The organism is Pantoea sp. SIMBA_079 (assembly GCF_046940275.1).
In the GTDB taxonomy this organism is placed as follows: Bacteria; Pseudomonadota; Gammaproteobacteria; order Enterobacterales; family Enterobacteriaceae; genus Pantoea; species Pantoea borealis.
In genome coordinates this window covers 1-238 of the sequence record NZ_JAWRYR010000891.1, presented here as the reverse complement: position 1 = coordinate 238, position 238 = coordinate 1, and the positions used below count along the sequence as shown (strand labels likewise).

General features: G+C 53.8%; 1 pseudogene. It reads right to left on the bottom strand.

What is annotated here, in order from left to right:
* Window positions 1–142, bottom strand: a pseudogene (locus SB719_RS22500) (ribose 5-phosphate isomerase A); the annotation flags it as partial.
* Window positions 143–238: the final 96 nt, after the last annotated feature.

Here is a 238-nt window from a genome sequence, read left to right as displayed (position 1 = left end):
CAGCCACATATTTCCCCAGCTCACGCACAAAGAAATGCGAGGTGGTTCCCGATCCAAGGCCAAGCTTCATGCCGTCTCGCACAAATTCCTCAATGACCCGGCGACCTGCGACTTTCTTGGCTTCATTTTGCTCTGCGGACATTTGTCTTTCCTGCCGATTGGCCGGAGCCGTTGTGGACGACTGCGGCGGTTGTTTAGATCATTAGTCCCGTATCTTGTCTGTCAGCCAGGAATCGAG